This window comes from Streptomyces sp. NPDC057694, assembly GCF_042799415.1.
Taxonomy (GTDB): domain Bacteria; phylum Actinomycetota; class Actinomycetes; order Streptomycetales; family Streptomycetaceae; genus Streptomyces.
On sequence record NZ_JBHVIX010000028.1, the window covers coordinates 16,591 to 30,098 of the forward strand.

Here is a 13,508-nt window from a genome sequence, read left to right on the forward strand (position 1 = left end):
CGGCGCCGCGGGCCCACCCGCCCGCGGCGCCGCTCAGACCCGTCCGCCGCCCAGCCGTCCTTCGAGCTGGAGCAGCAACTCGCCGAGCAGTGCGGCGAGTTCCCCTTCGCGGCCGCCCGCGAGTCCGGCCAGCACCGACGCCTCGTACGCGAGCTGCTGCGGCAGCACGTCGTCGACCAGGGTCCGGCCCTCCTCCGTGAGGCTGAGCTGCGACACCCGCCGGTCGCGGGTGTCGCTGCGCCGCGCCACGAACCCGCGCTCCTGGAGCAGCTTCAGCCGCTTGGTGACCGCGGCCCCGGACGCGAACGTCTCCCGGGCCAGATCGCCGGGGGTCAGCTCGCGTCCGGTGCGTCGCAGCGTGCCGAGCAGATCGAACTCCGGGCGGGTCAGTCCGGCGCGGCGCAGCGGCGCGTCCTCGGCCTGCTGGAGCAGCGCGGCGCACCGGTTGATCCGCCCGATGATCTCCATCGGGCCCGTGTCGACATCGGGGCGCACGGCCTGCCACTGCCGTACGACCGACGACACGGTGTCGGCCACCGTGTGCGGCTCCGTGTCCGCGCCCTGCTCCGTGCTCATACCTGCCCGACCGGCCCTCTCGACTGTCCCGACGGTCCGGGGCGCCGTCGATGACCCCAGTGTCGCCGATCCGTGGCGCGCCGGTGTTTCACCCGCAAAACACCGCGTGTGCTCCCCTGCGCCGCCTTACGCACCCACTCACCGGGGCATCTCCTCGACAGCGGCACGAATCCGCGGAAAAGCGCGGGCCGTGGGCTGAAGAGGGCAAGAAGAGGGCAAGGGGGACCCGGGGTGCACGGATCGCTGTCGGCCGCCTGGCTGCTCGTCGCGCTGTGCGCGGCGACCGGCGCGTACTGCCTGCTGCGCATGCGCAGCGGCGTGGAGGAGCAGCGCCGCACGGCGGGCGGCGAGGCACTCATGGGCTTCGGCATGGCGCTGATGGCGGTGCCGGCCGCGGTTCTCACGCCGCCGCGCTGGGCCTGGCTGCTGTACGCCGTCGTGTTCGGCGGCGCCGCACTACGGGCCCTGTGGGCGTCCCGTGCGGCGCGCGGGCATCACCTGCATCACCTCGTGGGTACGTTCGCGATGGCGTACATGGCGCTGGCGATGGCGGTCCGGCCCGCGGCCCACGCCCATCACGGCGGCGCGGGCGCTCCTGTGCTGACCGGCCTGCTCCTCGGCTACTTCGCGGTCTACGTGCTGTGGACGGGGGCCCGGACGGCCCCGTCGGCCACGGTGTCCGGGGGTGCCGTGGCGGGAGGTGTCGGAGGCACGGCGCCGGGCGGCTGGGGCGACCGGCCGGAGCTGGCGCGGGCCTGCCGTCTGGCCATGGGGATCGGGATGCTGGCGATGCTGCTGGCGATGTGACGGGCCCGCCGCACCTCGTGCGGGTCCCGTCCGCGACCGAACGAAACCGTGGCGTACATCACTTGACGCCCCAGGCCGTATCGGGGGTCGCACGCGCCTCATAGGGTGACGGGTATGACGGTCCCCGTAGCGCTGTTGCTGCTCGGCACCCTCGCCGCTGTCGTCGCCCCGCGCCTCCTCGCCCGCGCCGACTGGCCCGAGCGGGAGCCGATCGTCGCGTTGTGGGTGTGGCAGTGCGTGGTGGCGGGTGTCCTGCTGTGCTGCGTGCTGTCCATGACGCTGAGCGCGGCCGCCGCCTGGAAGGCCGTGCGCGGTCATGTGTTCGCCAATGCGCCGCACTCGGTCGTGGACGCGTACGCCCCCGCCGGCGCGGGTCCCTGGGCGGCCACGGTCGCGGTGACGCTGGCGCTCGGTGGCGTGTGGACGGCGGCGATGCTGGTGCGCGAGGTGCACCGGGCGCGGGTCCGCCGGTCCCGGCGCCGGGCCGAACTGCTCGTCCGCGCACCGCTGTTGCCCGGCGAGGAGCCCGGCGCGGATCGCCTCGTCGTACTTGAGGGTGAGCGGCCGGACGCCTGGTGGCTGCCCGGGCAGACGCCCCAACTGGTCATCACCACGGCCGCGTTGCGCCGCCTGAAGGGGCGTCAGCTCGATGCGGTGCTCGCGCACGAGATGGGGCACGCGCAGTGGCGGCACGACTGGCTGCTGCACTGTTCCGGCGCGCTGGCCTCCGGCTTTCCGCAGGTACCGGTGTTCGCGGCGTTCCGTGACGAGATGCACCGGCTGGTCGAGCTGGCCGCGGACGATGTCGCCTCACGCCGCTTCGGCCGGCTGACGATCGCGCTGGCCCTGGTCGAACTCAACGAGGACCGCGGGGTGTTCTCCGGGCCCTGCCCGACCCCGCAGGCGCATGTCCCGCAGCGCGTGCACCGGCTGCTCGCTCCGCCGTCCCGGCTCACCCCGGCCCGCCGGCTGCGGCTGACGGCGGCCGCGGCGCTCGTTCCGCTGGTCCCTCTGCTGGTGACGTTCGTGCCGGGGCTGCGGGCGCTGGGCTAGGGCGTGTGTCGAAAGTCCTGCCTGCCCCGCGGCGTCTGGCACGCACGCTCGCGGCGTTGCCGAAACGCCCTAGGACACGCCTCCGGGCCGGGGCGCAGGGCTGGATCGCGCCCTGACCCATGAGCGAGGATCGGCGCATGCACCCGGCACCGCCCGACTCGCCGTCCGACGCCCCGACCCGCGGCCCGCTCACGGCGCCCCGGCTCCTCCTGTTCTCTCTGCTGTTCTCCCTCATGTCCTTCGTGCTGCTCCTGGTGCTGGTGGCGGCCCGCTGGAACCCGCTCATGGATATCGACGCGGACCTCTCCCGCTCGCTGCACCGTGCGGCCGTCGCCGAACCGGACATCACGCACGGCACCCGCGTCCTGTCGGACTGGGTGTGGGATCCCTGGACGATGCGCGCCCTGTGCGCCGTGGTCGTCGTCGCCCTGGCGTGGCGGCTGCGGGGCGCTGTGCCGGTCGGCTGGGTGGCGGCGACCTGTCTGCTCGGCACGCTGCTGCAACAGGCCCTCAAGGCGCTGGTGGACCGGCCGCGTCCGGTGTGGCCCGACCCGGTGGACTCCGCGCACTACGCGGCGTTCCCCTCGGGGCACGCGATGACGGCCACCGTCGTGTGCGGCCTGCTCCTGTGGCTGCTGCGTCGCCACGGCGCCGGACGCGCCCTGTGGCGCACGGCCGTCGTCGTGTCCGTCGTCTCGGTGCTCGGCGTCGGGCTGACCCGGATGTGGCTCGGCGTGCACTGGCCGTCCGACGTGGCCGGCGGCTGGCTGCTCGGTACGTTCACGGTCCTGGTGTCCACGGCCGCGTACGAGCGGTGGAGGGGCGCGGGCAGCCGCTCTTGACCCGTGCGCTCCGTCGCGCGGAGGATCGGGCGCATGACGATCAAAGCGGTGCTCTTCGACTTCTCAGGAACGCTCTTCCGGATCGAGTCCACCGAGTCGTGGCTGCGTGCCGCGTCCGACGCGACCGGACTGGCCCTGCCCGACGGCGAGTTCGAGCGTGCCGTCGCCCGACTGGACGAGATCGGGGCGCTGCCGGGCGGCAGCACCCACCACGTCGCGGCCCCCGCGCACCTGGACGGCCTGATGGCGGTCCGTGACGTGGACGCGGAGAGCCATCGCGCCGCGTACACGGGGCTCTTCCGCGAAGTGCCGCTGCCCGACGATCGGCTCTACGGCGCCCTGTACGACCGGCACATGACTCCGGAGGCCTGGCGCCCGTACGCCGACGCGCTCGACGTCGTCGCCGCTCTGCACGAGCGCGGTGTCCCGGTGGGCGTGGTCAGCAACATCGGCTGGGACCTGCGGCCCGTCTTCGTCGAACACGGCCTGGACCCGTACATCGGCACGTACGTCATGTCGTACCGGCACGGCGTCCAGAAGCCGGACGCCCGGCTGTTCACGGCAGCGTGCGAGGAGCTCGGGGTGGCGCCGGCGGACACCCTGATGGTGGGCGACGACCGGCGGGCGGACGCGGGCGCGGCGGACATCGGCTGCGCGGTGCGCTTCGTGGACCATCTGCCGCTGGACCAACGCCCGGACGCACTGCGCCCGTTGCTCGATCTGCTGTAGCGGGTAGATCTCGCGCCCGGCCTCCCCACGCCCTTGTAAAGAACTCTTTAGAAAGATACCTTTACATGCATGGGAGAACCCGGCACGCCCCAACGCACCGTCCATCTCGAAGACCCCCGGGCCCTGCGCGCCTACGCCCATCCCACCCGGATGGAGCTGGTCGCACTGCTGCGCACCGAGGGACCGTTCACCGCCACCCGGGCCGCGGAGCTCACCGGCGAGTCCGTCGCCAGTTGCTCGTACCACTTGCGCATGCTCGCCAAGTACGGCCTGGTGGAGGAGGCGGAGAGCGGCGCCGGACGGGACAAGCCGTGGCGGGCCACGGCTCACTACACGGACTGGCAGGGCACCGACAGCGAGGCAGCCGACGCGCTCAGCGCCACCATGGCGCAGCGCTACTTCGAGACGATGACGCAGGCACTGCGGACCCGCAGGCAACTGCCCGCCGACTGGCGGGAGGCGGAGCAGTTCGGCGACGACGTCGTGTATCTGACGGCGGCCGAACTCGCCGACCTGACAGGCCGATTCAGGGAACTTCTGGAGTCCTACGACGACCGGCTCGGCGATCCCGCCAAGCGCCCGGAGGGGGCGGAGCCGGTGACCGTACTGCGCGTCGCGTTCCGCAATCGCCGCGAGGAGGCGCCCTCATGAACCACCCCGACATCCACGTCTACGTCCATGCCGCCCGCACGGCCGAGCTGCGCGCCGCCGCCGATGCCCACCGGCTGCGGTCCGCGGCGGCCGGCGACCGCAGGCACCGGGGCGGTGCGGTGATGCGCCATCGCGTCGGCTGGCTGCTGATCGAGACGGGCCTGCGGTTCCTGCGCCCGCCGGCTCTGCCCCGTACGGCGGAGAGGTGAGGACCCGCCCGCCACCGGAGTGGATCCGCCGTCGGCGACGGGCGGGGGTCTAGTCGGCCTGCTTCTCGCCGGAGCGGTGCGGCCAGGACGTGTGCGTGTAGGCGTGCAGGTGGTCACTGTCGTGACCGGCAGCGAGGGTGCAGCGCAGGGAGTCCCCCGGTTTGCGGATGAAGCAGAGGACTGGGATGAGGGTCCAGCCCTCCTTGTTCTGGGATCGCATCGACGTGCTCATGTCTGTCTTACGCCTTCTCGGGGCGTGCCGGATGCACCGTTCATTCGCCTGATCGCCTTTCGGGAGGTGGCTGCGCCGGGGCGCACAGGAGTGCGGGCCCCGGGGCGGGGCAGGAGGGAATCATGAAGGTTCCGGTCGTCCTGGATGTCGCCGGCAGCGCGGCAGCCGGGTGCGTGAAGTCGCGGAAGGACCACTGACCATCCACCCTGGACTTATGCCCACGGCCCCGATAATCGTCCACCCGCCGCTCGGTACGGGAGGGCGCCGGGTCACCGCGCGCGGGCAGATACTCGGCCTCGCCCACAGTGACAGCGACGTCTTGGAGTTCCTGCGCCGTGCAGGACTCGACAACGCCGAGGCGCTTCTCGACGATCCCGCCTGGGTGAAGTGGCGCGGCGGGCGCGCGCACCACTACGAAGCGGCCTGAACGTCCGGGGCCCCGCCGCGTCGGCGGCGGGGCCCCGGAAACAGTCCACGGGAGAGGTCACGACTGCGGCGGCTGCCCGTCCTGGCCCCGGTCGCCGCCCAGCTGCTCCTTGAGCTTGTCCTGGGCCGTGTCGACCTGACTGCTGTACTTGCCCTGAGTCTTGTCGTCGACGAAGTCACCGGCCTTGTCGACACCCTTGCCGGCTTGGTCCTCGTGCCCCTTGAGCATTTGCTTGAGCTTGTCCATCACGGACATGGTCGGCCTCCTAGGTTCGAGCCCTACGTCCAGGATGCGGGCGGGCCGGACATGCCGCATCCTCACAATGTCGTAAGGGTGAACGCGCCGCCGTTCGCATCCGGCGTCCCGGACGACGCGGCTGCCGCCGGGCCGCAGCGCCGACGGCAGGTGCCAACCCACGCCGGGACCGGCCGTCAGGGCCGGATCCACTCACACCAGTGCTTCCGACCGGCCCCCCGCGGGGGATGCGCTCCGCCCCGACAACGGCACGACATTCGGCGCTCTCGTGTCCAGCCGGGTCCCGGACAGCCGGAGCGGCGCCCACGCGGCGACAGCACCGCACGTCACTTGCGCTACGTTGACGCCATGGATTCGCCACCACGAGCGTGCCGAACGGCAGGAGCCGGCTGATGCATGACCTCGTGCGGTGGCTCGGCGCCCAACTCGACGCGGACACCCGCCGGGCGAGCAGCCTGCACGCCCTCGACTGCGACATCCACGCCTACTTGCAGGGTCACCTGGAATCCGTGAAGGCGGCCATGTCGATGTTCCACGAGGCACCGGGCGCGGTCTGCGACTGCGGGGTCCCGGCCCGGGTGCTGCGTGAGGTCGACGCCGAACGACGCATCCTCGCCCGCTTCCGCGACGCCCTCACGGAGGCCGAGTCCCCCGACCACCTCGTGAGCGGCCCGGCTCGCACGGCGCTGCTGGTGGTGGAGCCGATCGCCAAGGACCTGGCGGCCGTCTACGCGGACCGGCCCGGGTACCGCGAGGAGTGGCGCCCATGACCGAAGCGCTCTTCCTCCGCCGCCGGAAGTGACAGGGGCCTCGGTGTGCGGCGCGCTCCCCCGGACAGGGCCCTGTCCGTCGGCCCACGGAACTGCCCGTATTCGGACGATCCCCCGCGTCGCCCGAATACGGCCGGTCCATCCCGCCCACCGCAGCCGCGAGGCCGAGGGCCGGGATGCGCTGAGTATAGTTGGCTGAGAGCCAGTCAACGCAGGAGATAAGAATGTCCCCCCGCAGCGCATCGGTCAATGAGGAGTTGCGCCGACGTTCCCGCGAGCGGCTTCTCCAGGCGACGTTGGAACTTGTCGGGGAGCGGGGGTACGACGCGACGACTCTCGGCGACATCGCGGACCGGGCCGGTTCCGCCCGCGGGCTGGTGTCGTACTACTTTCCCGGCAAGCGGCAGTTGCTGCAGTCCGCCGTGCACCGGCTGATGAACCGGACGTTGCAGGAGGCCCTGGAGCGGGAGCCGCGGCCCGCGGACGACGACGGTGACGAGCGGCTGGCCCGGGCCATCGACGCGATTCTGGGGCTCGCGCGCGACCAGCCGGTGCTGATGCGGACCCACATGGCCGGAATCCTCCAGGCCGAGGGGTTCGTGCAGTGCCCCGAGCAGCAGCGGCTCGCGGCGCTGCTGCGGGACACCGTCGTACGGCACGGGACGCTCGATGTGGAGCGGGACTATCCGCTGCTGCGGGCGCTGCTGATGGGCGCGGTCTTCGCCGCGCTCGTGCCGGGTGCGCCGATGCCGGTGGTGTCGTTGCGGGCCGAGATGTTCCAGCGCTACGGGCTGCCGTGGGAGTCGGGCTTCCCGCCGGACGGCGGTCCTGGCGACCTGCCGTCCGGCGAGAGTTCCGACGAGAGTCCCGTACACGGCCGTACGGCCGATTTCTCCCGCTACTTCGAGCCGCTGAGGCCTGCCGCAGCGGACCGGGATCGGTCCGATCAGTCCGATCAGTTCGATCAGTCGAAGTAGTCCGGCTGCGTCTGGGTGTTCAGCTCGTCCAGGTGGATCCGCTTGGCCGGATCCGTGCGCCGGTCGCTGAGCTTCAGGACGTCGAAGCCCTTCGCGATGTCGTTGGAGTAGATGTAGCCGTTGTAGTAGTACGCGGACCAGGAGCCGCCGACCGTGAGGTTGTCGGTGGTCAGCGGGCCCCGCTCGAAGTAGGCGATCTCCTTCGGCTTCGTGGAGTCGGTGAAGTCCCAGACCGAGATGCCGCCCTGGTACCAGGCCTGCACCATGAGGTCCTTGCCCTTGACCGGGATCAGCGAGCCGTTGTGCGCGACGCAGTTCTCGGTGTCGGCCTGGTGGCGCGGGATCTTGTAGTAGCCGCGGAAGACGAGCTTGCTCTTGTCGCCCTTGCCGACGATGTCGTAGATGCCGTCGGCGCCGCGGTTCGGGCCGATCGCCGCGTTGCAGGTGGCCGCTCCGCCGCCGCCCAGCTCGTCGGTGAACACGACCTTCTTCGCCGTCTGGTTGAAGGTCGCCGAGTGCCAGAACGCGAAGTTGACGTTGTCCTCGACCTGGTCGATGACCTTCGGGTGTTCCGGGTCCTTGATGGAGAACAGGATTCCGTCACCCATGCAGGCACCGGCCGCCAGGTCCTTGGAGGGCAGGACCGTGATGTCGTGGCAGCCCGTGGTCTTGGAGACGCCGGGGTTGGTGGGCGCGCCCGGGTTGCCGCCGCCGTCCGGGCCCTCACCGGGGAAGAGGACGGGGAAGCCGACCAGGGCGGCCTTCTGCGGGGCCTTGCGCGGCACCTTGATGACCGAGATGCCGTCGTGCGGCGGCTGGCAGTCGGGGAACGTGGCGCTCGGCGAGTACGAGGACACGTAGACGTATACGTTCTTCTTCTCCGGCACCAGCGTGTGCGTGTGCGAGCCGCACGCGGTCTCGACGGCGGCGACGTACTTCGGGTTCCTCTTGTCGCTGATGTCGAAGACCTTCATGCCCTCCCACGACGACTTCTCGGTCGCGGGCTGGGTGGTGGAGGCACAGGAGTTGTCGCTGCGGGAGCTGTCCGTGGACAGGAAGAGCAGGTTCCCGGAGACGGAGATGTCGTTCTGCGAGCCGGGACACAGCACCTGGGCGACGGTCTTCGGCGCCTTCGGGTTGCTGATGTCGAAGATGCGGAAGCCGTCGTAGTTGCCGGCGAAGGCGTACCTGCCCTGGAAGGCGAGGTCCGAATTGGTGCCGGGCAGCGCGTCCTTGGGGATGTTGGTGAGGTGCTCGATGTTGGCGGAGTGGACGATCTCGTCCTGGCCGGGTATCTCACCGGCGGCTATCGCCGCTTCGGCCTGCGCCTGCGCGCTCTTGGACACGCCGCGCGGCGCGGCGGAGGCGTCCCCCGGGTCGGGGGTCGCCGAGACGGGTCCCGCGGCGAGCAGGGCCGCCAGGAGGCCGGCCGCTGCCGTGGCAACTCCGAGACGTCTGCGGCGCGTTCGGGCGAAACTGTGCAACAGGGTCACTGTTGTCTCCCTCGTCTCCCTGGTTGACGGTGACGTCGTTCGTTCGTGAACGGTTCACGCATCCCCCGAGTATCGTCTTCCTCATGCACAGATCAACAGATGGCAACGCACTCGTCATGAAAGTTGCTGTGCCCGCGCTGATCGCGGCGCTCGCGCTGGGGGTGACCGGATGCGACTCGGGGGCCGACGCGAAGGCCGACTCCGCTTCCTCCAGCGGGAGTTCGGTGATCGCGCCGGGCAAGCCGGGCGAGGCCGCGGAGACGCTGTCCGCGCAGGACGCGCAGCGGCGCAAGCCCGACGACCGGCCCAACTCCGCGGACGTCGGCTATGCGCAGATGATGATCCAGCATCACGAGCAGGCCCTGAAGATGACCGAACTCGCGCCGAAGCAGGCCGAGTCGAAGCAGGTGAAGCGGCTCGCCGAGCGGATCGCCGCCGCGCAGGGCCCGGAGATCGACACGATGCGCGCGTGGCTGAAGAAGTACGGGAAGCCGCAGTCCCCTTCCGGGCACGCCGCGCACGAGGCGATGCCGGGGATGGCGACCGAGGCGCAGTTGAAGAAGTTGCGGGCGGCACGCGGGGCGTCGTTCGACGCGCTGTTCCTGAAGCTGATGATCACCCATCACCAGGGGGCCGTGACCATGGCGACGGAGGTCAAGAGCGGCGGGAACGACGTGGTCGTCGAGGAGATGGCCGACGACGTGATCGCGCAGCAGACCACGGAGATCTCCCGCATGCGCGACATGTCCTGAACCCGGGTCCGCGCTGTCCGCCGGCGCCCCGGCTCAGCGTCGGTTGTGGCGGGGCGCCAGAAGACCCGCGTCCCGGGCGCCCGCGATCATCCGCAGGGACTTGCGGCGGCTGCGGCCCGTCGCGCACATGACCGCGAGGACCGGATCGCTGCCCTCGCTCTGGGCCGCACGGTAGGTCTCGGCGACGGCGCGGCGGCCCTCGACGCCGCGCGGCGGGGAGGAGCGGGCGCGGCGGGCGGTCGGCCCCGTCGTCCCGGGACGGGAGGCGGGCACGCCGGCGTCGTCCTGTTCGGCGGAAGTCCGGCAGGCGTCCCGGAGCGCGCCCTCGATCCACGCCCCGAGCGAGGAGAACTCCTCCAGGGGAAGCGGCGGTTGGGCCCGTACGTCCTCGATGGAGACACGGCCGTCGGCCACGACCGCGAGCACGTCGGCATGGGTGCCGTGGTCGAAGGTGAGCCGGACGTGGAACCAGGGCGAGGAGCAGGCGAGCGCGGCGTCGTCCCGGAGGTCGCCCGCGGCGGAGCCGTATCCCTGGATCTCCCAGCGCGGCTCTGCGGAAACAGCATCGTTCAGTCGATAATGATCAGCGACGTCAAAGAATGAACTTTCCAGCACCTACGTACCGTAACCCTTCGATCACACTTGATCATCAAAGGCGCGCAGAGAGCTCCGCGCCGCCCCTCTCCCCCACCGCGGTCCGCGGTGCCATGCTGAGGAACATCAGCGCAGCACCGGCGTGAGGAGCCGCACGTGCCGCACATCGCCGTCGTGGGGTCGGGGCCGAGCGGGGTCTACACCGCCCAGTGCCTCGTACAGCAGCTTCGCGTCCCGGACGTCCGGGTCGACGTGCTCGACCGGCTGCCCTGTCCGTTCGGACTGGTGCGCTACGGCGTGGCGCCCGACCACGAGAAGATCAAGTCGCTCCAGGGAAATCTGCGCAAGGTGCTGGAGGACGACCGGGTGCGGTTCCTCGGCGGTGTCGAGGTCGGCCCGGCGCTGCCGCCCGCGAAGCTGCTGGAGCTGTACCACGCGGTCGTGTACTGCGTCGGCGCCGCGGCCGACCGCAGGCTCGGGGTGCCGGGCGAGGACCTGCCCGGCAGCTGGTCGGCGACCGACTTCGTGGCCTGGTACAGCGCGCATCCCGACGCCCGGGACGACGGTTTCGTGCGGGGAGTGCGCGCCGCCGTCGCGATCGGCGTGGGCAATGTCGCCGTGGACGTCACCCGGATGCTGGCCCGTGGCGCCACCGAGCTGGCGCCCACCGACATGCCGCAGGCGGCGCTGTCCACGCTCGGCGCCAGTGAGGTGCGGGACGTGTACATGGTGGGGCGGCGCGGACCGTCGCAGGCCCGCTTCACCACCAAGGAACTGCGCGAGCTGGCGTCGCTGCCGGACACCGAAATCGTCGTGCACGAGGCCGAGTTGGCGCTCGATCCGGCCTACACGGAGCCCTCGGAGCTGCCCGCCGCGAGCCGCCGGAACGTGGAGGTGCTGCGCGGCTGGGCCGCCCTGCCGCACGAGGCGCGGCGGCGCCGGATCCATCTGCGGTTCTTCCTGCGGCCCGTGGAGATCGTCGGGCGGGACGGACAGGTGGCCGGGGTGCGGTTCGAGCGGACCCGGCCGGACGGCGACGGCGGGGTCGTCGGCACGGGCACGTACGAGGAGATCGGCGCGCAGCTGGTGCTGCGGTCGGTGGGGTATCGCGGGGTGCCCATGGACGGGCTGCCGTTCGACGCGGAGCGCGGGACCGTGCCGCAGCTGGCCGGGCGTGTGCTGCGCGAAGGGCGGGTGTCGCCCGGCGAGTACGTCGCGGGCTGGATCAAGCGCGGGCCGACGGGTGTCATCGGCACCAACCGGCCCTGCGCGAAGGAGACGGTGACCGCGCTGCTCGACGACGCCCCCGTGCTCGTCACGAGGACGCTCGGCCAGGATCCGCTGGCCGGGCTCGTCGGCGCCGGGCTGCGGCCGGTCGACTGGGCGGGCTGGCTGGGGATCGAGCGCGCCGAGGCGGAACTGGGGCGCGCGCTCGGGCGCGGTCCGGTGAAGATCCCCGACTGGGCCGGGCTGTTGGGCGCCGCGGGCGCCGGTTCGTAGGCGATCGGCGGCGAGTCCCGGGGCCGGCTCCGGGGTGCGACACAACCCGGCAACATCCGCGAAATCAACAAAACGTTCAAGCCGAATACCGTCTCGTGCTGCCGCCCCTCCCGCTGTCCCCCGGGACTCCCCTGGCCTTGGAGCACGTATGCCACAGACCCATCCTGTCGATCAGGTCCCGCCCGTACGCCAGTTGGCGGCGTTCGGGCTGCAGCACGTACTCGCCATGTACGCGGGCGCGGTCGCCGTTCCGCTGATCGTGGGCGGCGCGATGAAGCTGCCGCCCGCCGATCTCGCGTATCTGATCACCGCCGACCTGCTGGTGTGCGGGATCGCGACACTGATCCAGTGCATCGGCGTGTGGCGCTTCGGCATCCGGCTGCCCATCGTGCAGGGGTGCACGTTCGCGGCGGTCTCGCCGATGGTGCTGATCGGGACGACGGGCGGCGGGCTGCCCGCCATCTACGGCGCGGTGATCGTCGCGGGGCTGGCGATGATGCTGCTCGCGCCGGTCTTCGGGCGGCTGCTGCGCTTCTTCCCGCCCCTGGTCACCGGCACCGTGATTCTGATCATCGGGCTCTCGCTGCTGCCGACCGCGGGGACGTGGGCGGCCGGCGGTTCCGGCGCGAAGGACTTCGGGGAGCCGAAGAACCTCGCGCTCGCCGCGTTCGTGCTGGCGCTCGTGCTCGGGGTGCAGCGGTTCGCGCCGCCCGCGCTGAGCCGGGTCGCGGTGCTCGTCGGCATCCTGGTCGGCACGGCGGTGGCGATACCGACCGGGTTCACGGACTTCGGGGCGGTCGGGGACGCCGACTGGGTGGGGATCAGCACGCCGTTCCACTTCGGGGCGCCGGAGTTCCACGGCGCGGCGATCGTGTCGATGCTGATCGTGGCTCTGGTGACGATGACCGAGACGACCGGCGACTTCATCGCGGTCGGCGAGATGACGGAGCGCCCGGTCGACCGGCGCGCGCTCGCGGACGGTCTGCGCGCCGACGGTTTCTCGACCGTCCTCGGCGGTGTCTTCAACACCTTCCCGTACACGGCGTTCGCGCAGAACGTCGGCCTGGTCGGCATGACGAAGGTGCGCAGCCGCTGGGTGGTGGCCGTCGCCGGCGGCATCCTCGTGGTGCTCGGGCTGCTGCCGAAGCTGGGCGCGGTGATCGCGGCGATTCCGTCGCCGGTCCTGGGCGGCGCGGGTCTGGTGATGTTCGGGACGGTCGCGGCGAGCGGCCTGAAGACCCTGTCCAAGGTGGAGTTCGAGGGCACGAGCAATCTGACGGTGGTCGCCGTGTCCGTCGCGCTCGGTGTGCTGCCGGTGGGCGTGCCGACGATCTACGAGAAGTTCCCCGACTGGTTCCAGACGGTGATGGACAGCGGGATCAGCGCGGGCTGCATCACGGCGATCGTGCTGAACCTGCTCTTCAACCACCTTCCGGCGAAGGGCGGTTCGGAAAAGATCCCGGCCGGAACGACCGAGGTACCGGCCGTGCCCGCCCAGGCGGCGCCGAGCGCGGACGCGCCGGTGAAGTAGACGGACCGGAGGGGTGGCCGCGGACCGCGGCCACCCCCCCCGCACCTCCCGCTCCAGCGCCGAGCCACCCCCCCCGTCAGTCGGGGGGGGGCAGGAAGATGTCCCAGAGG

At 71.6% G+C, this 13,508-nt stretch carries 17 protein-coding genes; 12 read left to right on the forward strand and 5 right to left on the reverse strand.

Features of this window, described 5'->3' with window-relative positions:
• Positions 1 to 33: 33 nt before the first annotated feature.
• Positions 34 to 576 (reverse strand): MarR family winged helix-turn-helix transcriptional regulator, encoded by a 543-nt coding sequence (locus ACFVDP_RS37320; RefSeq protein ID WP_383499933.1) that lies wholly within the window; start codon positions 574 to 576, stop codon positions 34 to 36.
• A 231-nt stretch (positions 577 to 807) separates the two neighbouring features.
• On the opposite strand from ACFVDP_RS37320, the gene ACFVDP_RS37325 reads away from it, so the two are divergent.
• From ACFVDP_RS37325 to ACFVDP_RS37350, 6 genes are all read left to right on the forward strand, one after another.
• Positions 808 to 1,383, forward strand: coding sequence for a DUF5134 domain-containing protein (locus ACFVDP_RS37325; protein ID WP_383499936.1), 576 nt, complete (start codon positions 808 to 810; stop codon positions 1,381 to 1,383).
• Between the two features lie 114 nt (positions 1,384 to 1,497).
• Positions 1,498 to 2,436 carry a M56 family metallopeptidase gene (locus ACFVDP_RS37330; protein ID WP_383499939.1) on the forward strand — a complete coding sequence of 313 codons (939 nt, stop codon included), beginning with the start codon at positions 1,498 to 1,500 and terminating at the stop codon, positions 2,434 to 2,436.
• A 137-nt stretch (positions 2,437 to 2,573) separates the two neighbouring features.
• Complete coding sequence (locus ACFVDP_RS37335; protein WP_383499942.1) at positions 2,574 to 3,278, forward strand: phosphatase PAP2 family protein; 705 nt, start codon at positions 2,574 to 2,576, stop codon at positions 3,276 to 3,278.
• 33 nt (positions 3,279 to 3,311) lie between these two features.
• Positions 3,312 to 4,007 (forward strand): HAD family hydrolase, encoded by a 696-nt coding sequence (locus tag ACFVDP_RS37340; RefSeq protein ID WP_383499945.1) that lies wholly within the window; start codon positions 3,312 to 3,314, stop codon positions 4,005 to 4,007.
• A gap of 69 nt (positions 4,008 to 4,076) precedes the next feature.
• Positions 4,077 to 4,658, forward strand: a complete 582-nt coding sequence (locus ACFVDP_RS37345; RefSeq protein ID WP_383499948.1) for a helix-turn-helix domain-containing protein — start codon at positions 4,077 to 4,079, stop codon at positions 4,656 to 4,658.
• Positions 4,655 to 4,867, forward strand: coding sequence for a hypothetical protein (locus ACFVDP_RS37350; RefSeq protein WP_383499951.1), 213 nt, complete (start codon positions 4,655 to 4,657; stop codon positions 4,865 to 4,867). Before ACFVDP_RS37345 ends, ACFVDP_RS37350 begins: the two co-directional genes overlap by 4 nt.
• Positions 4,868 to 4,916: 49 nt before the next feature.
• Here ACFVDP_RS37350 and ACFVDP_RS37355 read toward each other — a convergent pair whose 3' ends face one another.
• Complete coding sequence (locus ACFVDP_RS37355) at positions 4,917 to 5,099, reverse strand: hypothetical protein (RefSeq protein ID WP_383499954.1); 183 nt, start codon at positions 5,097 to 5,099, stop codon at positions 4,917 to 4,919.
• A 214-nt stretch (positions 5,100 to 5,313) separates the two neighbouring features.
• On the opposite strand from ACFVDP_RS37355, the gene ACFVDP_RS37360 reads away from it, so the two are divergent.
• Positions 5,314 to 5,526: a hypothetical protein gene (locus tag ACFVDP_RS37360; protein WP_383499957.1), complete on the forward strand. Its 213-nt coding sequence runs from the start codon at positions 5,314 to 5,316 to the stop codon at positions 5,524 to 5,526.
• Positions 5,527 to 5,583: 57 nt separating this feature from the next.
• Here the strand turns inward: ACFVDP_RS37360 and ACFVDP_RS37365 are convergent, their stop codons facing one another.
• Positions 5,584 to 5,781, reverse strand: a complete 198-nt coding sequence (locus ACFVDP_RS37365; protein WP_383499960.1) for an antitoxin — start codon at positions 5,779 to 5,781, stop codon at positions 5,584 to 5,586.
• Between the two features lie 392 nt (positions 5,782 to 6,173).
• On the opposite strand from ACFVDP_RS37365, the gene ACFVDP_RS37370 reads away from it, so the two are divergent.
• Positions 6,174 to 6,551, forward strand: coding sequence for a DUF6221 family protein (locus ACFVDP_RS37370; RefSeq protein WP_383499963.1), 378 nt, complete (start codon positions 6,174 to 6,176; stop codon positions 6,549 to 6,551).
• 224 nt (positions 6,552 to 6,775) lie between these two features.
• A complete protein-coding gene (locus tag ACFVDP_RS37375) occupies positions 6,776 to 7,528 on the forward strand; it encodes a TetR/AcrR family transcriptional regulator (protein WP_383499966.1) in 753 nt (250 codons plus the stop codon).
• On the opposite strand, the gene ACFVDP_RS37380 is transcribed toward ACFVDP_RS37375, so the two are convergent.
• Positions 7,516 to 9,021, reverse strand: a complete 1,506-nt coding sequence (locus ACFVDP_RS37380; RefSeq protein ID WP_383499969.1) for an LVIVD repeat-containing protein — start codon at positions 9,019 to 9,021, stop codon at positions 7,516 to 7,518. The two genes, ACFVDP_RS37375 and ACFVDP_RS37380, sit on opposite strands and share 13 nt — an antisense overlap.
• 83 nt (positions 9,022 to 9,104) lie before the next feature.
• On the opposite strand from ACFVDP_RS37380, the gene ACFVDP_RS37385 reads away from it, so the two are divergent.
• On the forward strand, positions 9,105 to 9,773 hold the full coding sequence (locus ACFVDP_RS37385; RefSeq protein ID WP_383499971.1) for a DUF305 domain-containing protein: 669 nt from the start codon (positions 9,105 to 9,107) through the stop codon (positions 9,771 to 9,773).
• 33 nt (positions 9,774 to 9,806) lie between these two features.
• Here ACFVDP_RS37385 and ACFVDP_RS37390 read toward each other — a convergent pair whose 3' ends face one another.
• Positions 9,807 to 10,388 carry a DUF6214 family protein gene (locus tag ACFVDP_RS37390; RefSeq protein WP_383499973.1) on the reverse strand — a complete coding sequence of 194 codons (582 nt, stop codon included), beginning with the start codon at positions 10,386 to 10,388 and terminating at the stop codon, positions 9,807 to 9,809.
• A gap of 135 nt (positions 10,389 to 10,523) precedes the next feature.
• Between ACFVDP_RS37390 and ACFVDP_RS37395 the strand changes: the two genes are divergently transcribed.
• Positions 10,524 to 11,867, forward strand: a complete 1,344-nt coding sequence (locus ACFVDP_RS37395; protein WP_383499976.1) for an NAD(P)-binding protein — start codon at positions 10,524 to 10,526, stop codon at positions 11,865 to 11,867.
• Between the two features lie 148 nt (positions 11,868 to 12,015).
• Positions 12,016 to 13,398, forward strand: coding sequence for a nucleobase:cation symporter-2 family protein (locus ACFVDP_RS37400; protein WP_383499978.1), 1,383 nt, complete (start codon positions 12,016 to 12,018; stop codon positions 13,396 to 13,398).
• The last annotated feature ends 110 nt before the right edge of the window (positions 13,399 to 13,508 follow it).